The sequence below is a fragment of the Parafrankia elaeagni genome (assembly GCF_000374165.1).
Classification (GTDB): domain Bacteria; phylum Actinomycetota; class Actinomycetes; order Frankiales; family Frankiaceae; genus Parafrankia; species Parafrankia elaeagni.
Map to the genome: position 1 here is coordinate 1 of NZ_KB893790.1, position 11,335 is coordinate 11,335.

Genomic DNA, 11,335 nt, shown 5'->3' on the forward strand with positions numbered 1-11,335 from the left:
TCGTGTGTGGTGGTCATGGCCTGGTGGGTCATGGCCTGGTGAAGATGGGGATGTAGCCGTCGCTGGTCTGTTCGACCTTGCCGTCCTTGACGATGCCCTCGATGATCTGGCTGTTGAAGAGGCGGGGCATGCGGGGGAGGTCGGTGAAGGGCCTGGTGGTGTTGAAGCCCTCGGGGAGCAGGCCGAAGACGTTGAAGTCGGTGAGGTTGCCGAAGGCCGCGAGGACGCTTTCGCGGGTGATGTCGCCGTCGATGGTGCGGGCGACCTGCGCGAAGGCCCAGGTGCCGAGCCAGCCCTGCAGGCCGACCTGGTCGAGCTTCTTGCCGGGCTGGTACCTGGCCATCTCGTCGCGGTAGCGGACGATGCCTTCCTGGTCGCTGGCGACGAGCGGGAGGCCGGAGGCGACGAGCACGCCGTCGGCTTTGTCGCCGAGGGCCTCGAGGGTCTCGGGGCGCAGAACGGAACTGCTCGCGGCGAGTTTCTGGTCGTAGTCGCCGGCCTGGGTGGTGGTGAGCCAGGCGGCGAAGTGGGTGGGCATCATCGCGAGGGCGACGGCGTCGCCGTCCGCGCCGCGGGTGACGGCGGGGGTGAGGTCGGTGGCGGTGACGTCGATCGGGATGCCGCCCTTGATGGTCAGCCCGCGGCCCTTCTGCAGGGCGGCCGTGTTGAACTGCACGGCGGCGGCCGCCTGCGCGACGTTCGTGTAGGCGACCTGGATGTCGGTGGCGCCCGCGTCGGCGAGGACGGTGGCGATGGCGGCGCCCTCGGAGCCGGACAGCGGGAACGAGTTCGGGGAGTTCAGGACGGACTGGCTCTGCGGCGGTGGGCCGATGTTCGGGACGCCGGCCTCGTTCAGGATGGTGTTCGTCTGTTCCTGGAAGGCCTGGAAGTCGCCGACCTCGGCGATGACGTCGCGGTCGGCGACGAGATCACGGGCGCACGCGATGGCCTTGGCCGGGGTGTCGGTCTCGCCGGCGTCGCAGACCTCGACCTCGAGCGGGCGGCCGTTGATGCCGCCGGAGGCGTTGACGGCCGCGGCGGCGGCCTGGGCGCCCTCGTAGGACTCGGTGTGCGGGGTGACGCTGTTCAGGGAGGTGAACACCTGCACGGTGATCGGTGCGCCGGTAAGCCCGGCCGCGTTGGTCGTGCCGCCGTCGTCGCCGTCGTCGCCGCAGGCGACGAGGGCGGCGGATAAGAGTCCGGCCGCGGCCATGGCCGCGAGGGCCTTGCGGATTATCACGTGATTTCCCTTCCCGGATGTGGTCACTGCGCGTGGGCCGGGCCGCGAGGTCCGGTGGAGTACAGGTCGCGCGGTGGGGGTGCGTATAGCGGGTGACCCGGCCCGGGGCAGGGCGGCACGGGGTGTTTCCCGCGTCGGGTGTGTGATGATCGCCTTCGGGGTTTCCCGTTGGATGGCAGTGCGTGTTCCGGGCTGGTCGGGCCCTGCGGCTGACCGTGGGGGGTTTGTCCCTTTCCGCCCACCCGTAGTCAGAGTTTAAACTGAGTCAAATTTAGCGGGGTCTACTTTTTAACAGGTGCCGGCAGGTCACACAACCCTGCCGCGGGGGTGGCCGGTGGCGTGCGGGCCGGTGGAACAGGCTGCGGAGGACGCGGTGTGGCGGGCTGGTGATGGTCGGTGGCCGCAGGGGTTGCGGGGCCGTGGGAGAGGTGGCGATCGAGCCGTTTCAGCCTCTTGCATAGTTAGACTCGGTATAACTATGGTGTGCGGGTGGGGTCGGGTCGGATCCCTGCCATCCAGGCCGGTTTCCATACAACTGCGGAAGGGATGCGAGCGGGGGTGGCGGGCCCCCGGCCGCAGACCGGCCGTCCGCCTGCCTGCTGCCTGGCCGGGCCACGCTTACGGCCGGCCACGCTCCATCTGCCACAGCCCCGGACCCGGCGACAGTCAGCCACGCCCCAGCCCGTGAGCCCCAGCATCGGCACCGGCCGTCGGTCCGGGTGCCACCGATGGAGGAGATCGTGACCTATCGCGTCATCCAGTGGACGACCGGCACCGTGGCCAAGGAGGCGGTCACCGGCATCCTCGGCCATCCGGACCTGGAACTGGCGGGTGCCTGGGTGCACTCCGAGGAGAAGGACGGCCGCGACGTCGGCGAGATCCTCGGCTTAGCCCCGCTGGGCCTGACCGCGACCCGTGACCAGGACGCGCTGCTCGCCCAGCCAGCTGACTGTGTCGTTTTCACCGTCGGGCGCACCTGGGTGAACAACCCGATGGAGACGTTCGGGGACCTGCTGCGGATCCTGCGGTCCGGCAAGAACGTCGTCAGCCTGTGGTGGCCGACCCTGGTCTACCCCCGAGCGCAGGACGACGAGCTCTACAAGCAGCTCGAGCAGGCCTGCACCGACGGTGGTTCGTCCTTCTGCACGATCGGCATGGACCCCGGCTACGGCACGGCGGCACTCGCCCTGTCGGCGCTCGCGCTCGCCCGTGAGGTGCGCAGTGTCCACATGACCCAGATCATGAACAACGCCTTCTGGGAGGGCCCCGGTATCACGATGTTCTTCGGCTTCGGCCAGAACGACGTCGCGAAGATGCCGATCCTCGCCCCCGGGGTCACCACGAGCTACCACGCGACGACCATCGCGATGCTGGCCGAGGCGATCGGCGTGACGATCGACGAGATCGTCGAGGACCACACCATCCTGCACTCCGACGAGGCGTTCGACGTCGCGTCGGGGCACATTCCCGCCGGGACGATCTGCGGACTGCGCTACCGGGTCAAGGGCATCTCCGGCGGCGAGGCCCGGGTCGTCGTCGAGCACGTGGAACGGCTGCGGGAGACGGACTTCCCCGAGGTGGAGTTCGCCGGCGACGGCTACCGGGCGCAGGTCGACGGGCTGCCCGGCGTCCGACTGGACATGAAGCTCTCCGCGCCCGAGGGCTACACCGGCGACCCGATCGCCGTCGCTTCGGCGATGAGCGTCGTCAACGCGATCCCCCGGGTCTGCGAGGCGCCGCCGGGAGTTCTGTCGCTGCTGGACCTCGCGCCCTTTCCCTCGAAGAACGCCTACACCGGCGGGTTCGAGTCGGCCTGACCGCCGGTCGACGACTGCCGGCCACGTCAGCCTGAGCCGGATCCGGACCCGGGGGAGCGGGTGGCCGCGTTCCTGACGGAGCCCCGGTGCCGACATCACTGCCGTCGGCACCGGGGCTCCGTTCGTGCGCGCTGGACCCGCGAGGGCGGGACCCGCGCGCCCGGGGCGAGGCGCGGGTCAGACCGAGTTCTGGGTCATCAGGAACTCGATCACCGGCTTGCCGGCCTCCCAGGAGCCGCCGATCGAGGAGCCGACGTGGCCCGAGTCGACCAGCAGGCTCACGCCGCTGATCCCGCTCGCCGCGTCGCTGTTCAGGAAGGCCATCACGTTCCCCATCTGCTCCGGCGTCAGCGGGGGCACGTCGCCCGCAGCCTTCCGGTACTGCTCGTCGAAGCCGCCCCAGGAGTTGGCGCGGGCGAGCGGAGTGTCGGTCGGGCCCGGGCAGATCGCGTTGATGCGGATGCCCCGGGCCAGCAGTGGGTAGGACTCGCGGGCGACGTAGGCGTTGATCGCCTGCTTGCTGAACATGTAGCTGTTGGTGCCCTCGTGGGCGCTGACCCATTTGTCGGCCGCTTCGAAGTCCTCCGTGGCGAGGAAGTCGACGAGCGTCGGGAGATGGTTCTGCCAGCCGAGCCCGGCCACCGAGGAGATGAAGCAGATCGCCGATCCGGCGCCCAGCCTGCCTTCGGCGAGCAGCCGCTCCAGCAGGTGGCGGTGACCGATGACGTTCACCCGCATCACGGCGGGCCCGCCGGCGATCCCGGCGGCCGAGAACACCGCGTCCACCGGCCCGGTGATCTCGTCGATGGCCGCGTCGAGCCTGGCGCGGTCCGCCAGATCCGTGACGATCATCTGTGCGACCGGGTAGTCGGCGGGCGCGATGTCCATGACCACGACCTCGGCGCCCAGGGCGGCGACCGCCCTGGCCGCGGCCGCGCCCATGCCGGTGGCGCCTCCGACCACGAGAGCCCGCTTCCCGTCGTACCGAAAAGCCTGCGAGTCAGTCATGCTCCGTAGCCTCCACGTCCGCCCGGCCAGTCTGGTCCGGGCCTGGTCTGGTCAATCTGACCGGTGGTATTGGGAAGATTCGCCGGCCGGCCCGAATCATCATCAGGGAACCGTGCCGCAAACGCGGCGGGACCGACCGCGTCGGCACCCGCTGCCAAAGCGCGAGCGCCTCGGTCGGCCGCGGGTCGGAAAGGCCGGCCCGGCAGGTGGTGACGCCCTGTCCGCTGCTGTCCCACTGCGACCGGGTTGACAGTACATGTACTTCAACCTAGTGTAAATACTGACGGTAAGAGCCCAGGTGGGGGGCTCCATCCAAGATGTCAGGGGCCCCATCCCCGAAACCAGTGGGCACGCCCACCAGGACAGAAGGGCACCCATGAGCGATTCGCGGTACCAATACCTCACGTACGAGTCGCTGGACGACGGCGCGATAGTGCGGATCATGCTGAACCGCCCCGAGACTCGTAATGCGCAGAGCCGCGGTCTGCTGGTGGAGCTGGGGCAGGCCTTCCTCCGGGCCGAAGAGGACGACAGCGTCCGGGTGGTCATTCTCGGTGGCCATGGCCCGATGTTCTCGACCGGTCACGACATGGGCTCGAAGCAGGGTCGGGCGGACATGACCCCCGGCCCTGGCCAGCACCCCTCCGCCAAGATCAACGGCGGCACCCGGCAGGGTGCCGAGAAGCTGATGCTCCAGGAATGGCACCACTTCTTCGAGAGCACCCGGCGCTGGCGCAACCTCCGCAAGGTCACCATCGCGGCTGTGCACGGCGAGGTCTACGCGGCCGGCCTCATGCTGATGTGGGCCTGTGATCTCATTGTCGCGGCCGAGGGAACCACCTTCGCGGACATGGTCGGAACCCGGCTCGGAATGTGCGGCCTCGAATACTTTGCGCACCCGTGGGAATTCGGTCCGCGTCGGGCCAAGGAACTCCTTCTGACCGGCGACTCGATCGACGCGGAGGAGGCCTGGCGGCTCGGAATGGTCTCCAAGATCTTCCCGGCCGAGGAACTGCACGACTCGGCCCTCGCGTTCGCTCGAAGAATCGCTTTCGTTCCCACCATGGCCGCACTCCTGATCAAGGAGTCGGTCAATCAGAGTGTGGACCAGATGGGTTTCTACAACGCGTTGAACGCATGTTTCACGCTGCATGAGCTGAACCATGCGCACTGGGCCTGGGTGCACCAGGGCGGAATGCCCATGGGCACGGCGGGCGACGACGGGATCGCCGACTGGCGCACGGCCCCACCGATCGCCCCGGCCCTGCGGAACCACGTCACGGCGCCCGCGCCCGATCCGGTCGGCTGACGCGATGGAGCCGACAGCAGGCACCGGGACGTCCGGGACGTCCGAGGCCGGTCTCCCGGCCGGGGTCGATCCCGAAGCGAAGATCAGATGCGCCGACTGGTCGCGGGCCGTGGCGATGTCCCCGGCCGGCACCGCCGGCACCTACGCGGGTTTCCTCCTCGTCGAGATCCCGCTCCCGTGGCCGCGTGACGCCGGCGAGACCGGCGAGGCGGCGCAGCTGGAGCCGCTCATCGGCCCCCTGGGCTACCGGCTGCAGGCGGTCGTGCCCGCGGACACCGGGGCTCCGCCGGCTCCCGCCGGGCAGCGGCGGGTGGTCCTGTACGCCCGTGAACCCGGCGCGACGGCGTTCGCGGGGTACCGCCGTTTCGAGAGCACCGACGGTGCCTCACTGCGCGACACGGTGGCCGCCCTCGTCGCGGCGGCTGCCGACCCGGGCCCGTCGAGTCTGGCGGTGCCGGGGGTCGACGTCCTGGTGTGCGGGCACGGCCGCCGGGACGCCTGCTGCGGCCGGCTGGGAGCGGGCCTTGCCGTCCGGCTGGCCGCCGGCACGCCGGGCCCGGGCGTGAACCTGTGGCGGACCAGCCACCTCGGGGGTCACCGCTTCGCCCCGGTCGCGCTCGTCCTGCCGGAGGGCACCGGCTGGGCCTTCGCCGACCCGGAGCTGATCGACCGGGTGATCCGGCGTGACGGCGACATCGACACGGTCGCAGACCACTACCGGGGCTGCTCGGGGCTCGCCGGTGCCCAGGTGCAGGCCCTGGAGAGCGAGGTCCTGCGCCGGGTCGGCTGGTGCCTGCTGGACGCGGCCCGGCACGGCTCGGTCGACGGGGACCGCGCCGAGCTGTCCTGGGAGACCGGTGCGGAGGCTGTGACCTGGTCGGGGACCGTCCGCCCCGGGCGTACCGTCGCGATGCCCGACTGCATGAGCCCGCCCGCGTCGGCCGCCAAGACCCAGACCGAGTGGGCGGTCTGGGCCGTCGCCCGCCATGAGCACACGCGCGTCACCTGACTGGAGGAAGCACATGACCTACGCGGGCTTGAACTCCGCGAAGCTGCTCATCGGCGGCCGGCTCGTCGATGCCGAGGGCGGCGCCACGTACGACAACATCAACCCGGCCACGGAGGCCTCGATCGGCGTCGCGGCCGACGCCTCCGCCGCGGACGTCGAGGCGGCGATCGACGCCGCGCGGACGGCCTACGACACGACCAGCTGGAGCACGGACGTCGCACTCCGGGTGCGCTGTCTGCGTCAGCTGCAGGACGCGCTGGCCAAGCACTCCGAGCCGCTGCGGGCGCTGGCGACAGCCGAGGTCGGCCTGCCGACGAAGATCATCCACTCCACGATCGACGGGCCGATCGAAGGCATCGGCTGGGTGGCCGACCTGCTGGAGAAGTACGAGTTCTCGCAGGACTACGGCATGGGCACCATCCCGGGGTTCGGCGCCCACCGCTGGGTCGAGCGGGAGCCCTACGGCGTGGTCGGTGCCATCACGCCGTGGAACCAGCCCTTCCAGGTGAACCTGGCGAAGGTGGCCCCGGCGCTGGCCGCGGGGAACACGGTCGTCCTCAAGGCCGCCCCGACGACACCCTGGTGCGCCAGCGCGATCGGCAGGATCGTCGCGGAGCACACGGACATCCCGCCGGGCGTCTTCAACGTCATCACCAGCTCGGTGAACGACCGCGGCGAGGAACTGATCACCGACCCGCGGGTCGACCTGATCAGCTTCACCGGCTCGACCGCGGTCGGCCGCCGGATCATGAAGCTCGGCTCCGAGACCATCAAGAAGTGCTTCCTGGAGCTGGGCGGCAAGTCCGCGAACATCGTCTTCGAGGATGCGGACTTCCGCGGCTCGATCGGCCTGTCCACCTTCATGGTGTGCCTGCACGCCGGGCAGGGCTGCGCCACGCTGAGCCGGCTGCTGCTCCCGCGGTCGCGCTTCGAGGAGGGCGTGCAGTTCGCCGCGCAGATGCTCTCGGCGATGCCCTACGGCGACCCGCTGGACCCGAACAACGTGATGGGCCCGCTCAACAGCGAGCGGCACCGTGACCGCGTCGAGGCCATGGTCGAGCGGGCCAGGGCGGCCGGCGGCACCCCGATCGTCGGCGGCAGCCGCCCGAAGCAGTTCGAGAAGGGCTACTACTTCGAGCCCACGCTGTTCGCGGACATGCCGGAGGACTCCGAGATCGTCCGTAACGAGGTCTTCGGCCCGGTGCTCGTCGCCGTCCCCTTCGATGACGACGAGGACGCGATCCGCATCGCGAACGACAGCATCTTCGGCCTGTCCGGTGCGGTCTTCTCGGGTGACCACGAGCGCTCCAAGGCCGTGGCCCGCAAGATCCGTGCCGGCACCATGATCGTCGATGGCGGCATCTACTACGGCCACGACGTTCCCTTCGGCGGCTACAAGCAGAGCGGCATCGGCCGCGAGAGCGGCAAGCTGGGCTTCGAGGAGTACCTGCAGGTCAAGGCGCTCTGCGAGCCAGCCTGAACCCCGGCGAGCCCGTCTGAACTCCGGCGAGCCCGTCTGAACTCCGGCGAGCCCGTCTGGACCCCGCCGGCACCGACCGCCGCCGCTGCGCAGGCGTACGTCGCGCACGCTGACAGGAGCACCGTGTGAACACCGCAACCGAGATCTACTACGACCCGTACGACTTCGAGATCGACAAGAACCCGTACCCGCTGTGGAAGCGCATGCGGGAGGAGGCACCGCTCTACTACAACGAGCGTTACGACTTCTACGCGGTCTCCCGCTACGCCGACGTCGAGGAGGCCTCTGTCAACTGGCAGAGCTACACCTCCTCCAAGGGCATCCTGATGGAGATGGTCAAGGCCGGGATCGCGACCCCGCCCGGCCTGTTCATCGCCGAGGACCCGCCCGAGCACGACATGCACCGGCTCATCCTGAGCCGGGCCGTCACCCCGCGGCGCGTGCTCGTCCTGGAACAGCGGATCCGGGAGCTGTGCGCCGAGTATCTCGACCCGCTCGTCGGCAGCGGCGGTTTCGACCTGGTCCAGGACTTCGCCGGCCACCTGCCGATGCGGGTCATCGGCGCCCTCGTCGGCATTCCCGACGAGTACCTGCTGACCCTGCGCGACAACGTCGAGGAGACGGCCCGGCTGAAGGAGGAGAAGCCGCAGGACTCCCAGCGGCTGCCCAGCATCGGCGAGCCGTACGCGCCGTTCCTGGAGTTCCGCCGCAACAACCCGGCGGACGACTTCCTCACCACCCTCATCCAGGCCCGTTTCACCGACGTCTTCACCAACGAGGAACGTGGGCTGACCGATGCCGAGATCCTCAACTACGTCGGCATGCTCTACGCCGCCGGGGTCGAGACGACGACGCGGCTGATCGGCTGGCTCGCGAAGGTCCTCGCCGACAACCCGGACCAGCGTGCCCAGGTCGTCGCGGACAGGTCCCTCATCCCGAGCGCGGTCGAGGAGACGCTGCGCTACGAGGTGCCGTCACCGATCCAGGTCAGGGTGACGACGAAGCCGGTCGAACTGCACGGGCAGACCGTCGAGGCGGGGAAGATCGTCACCCTGCTCACCGGTTCGGCGAACCGTGACGACCGGGTCTTCCCCGACGCGGACAGCTTCGACATCCACCGCAAGATCGACGCGCATCTGACCTTCGGCAAGGGTGTGCACTACTGCTTCGGTGCGGCCCTGGCGCGCATCGAGGGCAGGATCGCGCTCGAGGAGCTCCTGAACCGCTTCCCGACCTGGGATCTCGCACCGACGGGCGCGGAGCTCATCCACACCGCGACCATCCGCGGCTACCACCACCTGCCGATCGTCCTCTGATCGTCCTTCGGTCGGACTGCTTTCCGGCCGGATCTTCTCCCGGCCATTATTTCGGGCCAGTTCTGCCAGCCAGCCAGCCAGCCGGCGGTTCTCCGCCGGCTGGCTGCTTCCCCGCACGCTGCCCGGGCTCGGTGACCCGGCTACCCGAGTTCGAGCTACCCGAGTTCGAGCTACCCGAGTTCGACGATCCGGGTGGGGTGCAGAGTGACGACCACCCGGCCGTCGACAGGTGCCTGGAAGTTCTCCAGATCCGTGCCGTAGACGGCGAGCAGGCGCCGGAGGAACTCCAGGCCGGTGTCCTCGGTGATCTCGACGGTGCCCCGCACCTCCAGCGTCCGGAAGGGGTTGGCCGGGTCGATCACGAAGAGGGTCGCCTGCGGGTTGGCGACCAGGTTCCGGTACTTCTGCCGGCTGGGGTGGAGCGAGGTACGCACCTGCCCGTTGTCCAGGATGGCCCAGATCGCGGTGAGCTGGGGCTGCCCGTCCGATCCGACGGTCGCGAGCGTGACGGTGCTGCCCGATTCCAGCAGATCCCGATAGGCCGGGGAAATGGTCGGCACTGGCGCTCCTTGTCCGAATTTCTTCGGTCGTGGTGGCGGTCTGCTTTTCCGTGGGACCGCACACGGGTTGTTCTTTCTGCATCCGACTTTATTCCACGATGTCTGCTGTGAAGAAGTTTCGGTCGGCCCGGAGGATTCCCGGTTTCTGCGGGTCGTTCGCGAGAACGACCGTGCGGGCACCGGCGCCATGCCTCGGAGCGTCTGGCGGTGACGGCAGGTACCCAGGGCTCCGACAAAGTCGTGATCGGCGTGTCGGCTGGACTGGTGGACGGGTAGCGGCTACGGCGAGGTGAGGGCGGCCCTGGGAACGGGCGAACGCGGCGCCCACGGGATGATCGAGGTTCCTACGCCATGATCATCGAAGAGTGGGGCCGCGTCCGTGTCTCCAGTGTCGCCTGTCCGGATTCCGGATGGTCAGCGGGCCCGCCTGGCGGCTCGGGTAGTCGAGCGGCCGGCCGGGTTGCTCGCCGCGCTGGGCGGGGTGCGCGACCGGCGGAAGGCACGAGGGCGCAGGTTCGAGCTGGCGTCGGTGCTGACGCTGTGGCTCGCCGGGGTGCTGGCGGGTCAGCAGACGTTCGCGGCGGTCTGGGAGTGGGCGGTCGACCTGCCGGCCGACCTGCTCGCGGGGTTCGGGCTGGCCCGTGGGGTGCCCTCGGAGCGGACGATCCGCCGCCTGGTCGAGGGAGCTGATCCGGCCGCGTTGGACGCGGCGCTCTCGGGCTGGATCGCGAAGGCCCAGGCGTCGGCGGACCCGCCCGCCGGGCCGCGGGGGCTGGCCTTCGACGGCAAGACCCTCAAAGGCGCCCGCTCGTTCACCGAGACGGGGGCGATGAGCCAGGAGGCGGTCGTCGAGGCGGTCTGGCACCACGGCGGGATCGCCGCCGGCCACCAACGGATCATCGGTGGGGACGAGATCGCCGCGGTCGAGGCGCTCGCCGGCCGGCTCGATCTGGCCGATGTTCTGGTCACGGCCGACTCGCTCCACAGCCACACCCGGCTCGCCCGGAAGATCCGGGCCAGGGGCGGCCACTGGCTTTTCGTGATCAAACTGAATCAGCCGACCGTCCACGCGAACCTGACCCGGCTGCCCTGGAACCAGACCCCGGACCTGGTCACGACCTCGGAGAAGGGTCACGGACGGACCGAGGTCCGCTCGCTGAAGGCACTGACCATCACCACGCCGGGACTGGTCGGCTTCTGGGGCACGAAACAAGTCGTCCAACTGCGCCGCCGGACCCGGCGCAAGAAGACCGTCACCGCGGAGCCGACCTGGTCCGAAGAGGTGTTCTACCTGGTCACGAGCCTGCCCGCCGAACAGGGCCACCCCCGCTACCTCGCCGCCCGCGCCCGCGGTCACTGGTCGGTGGAAGCCGTCCACCACGTCCGCGACCGGACCCTCGACGAGGACCGCCACACCGTCCGCACGGGCAACGCCGCCCTCGCCTGGGCAATCGCCCGTGACACCGCCATCAGCGCGTTACGCCTCACCGGACACAGGAACATCGCGAAAGCCATGCGATCCACCGCCCGGAACCCCGAACGCGTCTTCCAGATCATCGCCCTGATCAGCGAAAGAGGACTTTGACGGCGCCCTGG

General features: G+C 69.7%; 9 protein-coding genes. 6 read left to right on the plus strand and 3 right to left on the minus strand.

Annotated elements, in window-relative coordinates; translation table 11 throughout:
- Nucleotides 1-28: 28 nt before the first annotated feature.
- On the minus strand, nt 29-1,240 hold the full coding sequence (locus B207_RS0130540; RefSeq protein ID WP_154675213.1) for an ABC transporter substrate-binding protein: 1,212 nt from the start codon (nt 1,238-1,240) through the stop codon (nt 29-31).
- A 728-nt stretch (nt 1,241-1,968) separates the two neighbouring features.
- Between B207_RS0130540 and B207_RS0130545 the strand changes: the two genes are divergently transcribed.
- Nucleotides 1,969-3,057 (plus strand): NAD(P)H-dependent amine dehydrogenase family protein, encoded by a 1,089-nt coding sequence (locus tag B207_RS0130545; RefSeq protein ID WP_018640499.1) that lies wholly within the window; start codon nt 1,969-1,971, stop codon nt 3,055-3,057.
- A 177-nt stretch (nt 3,058-3,234) separates the two neighbouring features.
- Here the strand turns inward: B207_RS0130545 and B207_RS0130550 are convergent, their stop codons facing one another.
- A complete protein-coding gene (locus tag B207_RS0130550; RefSeq protein WP_018640500.1) occupies nt 3,235-4,065 on the minus strand; it encodes an SDR family oxidoreductase in 831 nt (276 codons plus the stop codon).
- 376 nt (nt 4,066-4,441) lie between these two features.
- Here B207_RS0130550 and B207_RS0130555 point away from each other — a divergent pair, with 376 nt between their 5' ends.
- From B207_RS0130555 to B207_RS0130570, 4 genes are all read left to right on the plus strand, one after another.
- Nucleotides 4,442-5,374 (plus strand): enoyl-CoA hydratase, encoded by a 933-nt coding sequence (locus B207_RS0130555; protein WP_018640501.1) that lies wholly within the window; start codon nt 4,442-4,444, stop codon nt 5,372-5,374.
- A gap of 4 nt (nt 5,375-5,378) precedes the next feature.
- Nucleotides 5,379-6,383: a sucrase ferredoxin gene (locus B207_RS0130560; protein ID WP_018640502.1), complete on the plus strand. Its 1,005-nt coding sequence runs from the start codon at nt 5,379-5,381 to the stop codon at nt 6,381-6,383.
- A 13-nt stretch (nt 6,384-6,396) separates the two neighbouring features.
- Entirely contained in the window at nt 6,397-7,863 is a 1,467-nt protein-coding gene (locus B207_RS0130565; RefSeq protein WP_018640503.1) for an aldehyde dehydrogenase family protein, read from the plus strand.
- A gap of 125 nt (nt 7,864-7,988) precedes the next feature.
- The gene (locus B207_RS0130570; RefSeq protein ID WP_018640504.1) at nt 7,989-9,179 is read left to right on the plus strand and encodes a cytochrome P450; all 1,191 of its coding nucleotides are present in this window, start codon (nt 7,989-7,991) and stop codon (nt 9,177-9,179) included.
- Between the two features lie 170 nt (nt 9,180-9,349).
- On the opposite strand, the gene B207_RS0130575 is transcribed toward B207_RS0130570, so the two are convergent.
- Complete coding sequence (locus B207_RS0130575) at nt 9,350-9,739, minus strand: PPOX class F420-dependent oxidoreductase (protein ID WP_018640505.1); 390 nt, start codon at nt 9,737-9,739, stop codon at nt 9,350-9,352.
- A 379-nt stretch (nt 9,740-10,118) separates the two neighbouring features.
- On the opposite strand from B207_RS0130575, the gene B207_RS0130580 reads away from it, so the two are divergent.
- Nucleotides 10,119-11,324, plus strand: coding sequence for an ISAs1 family transposase (locus B207_RS0130580; RefSeq protein WP_026310809.1), 1,206 nt, complete (start codon nt 10,119-10,121; stop codon nt 11,322-11,324).
- Nucleotides 11,325-11,335: the final 11 nt, after the last annotated feature.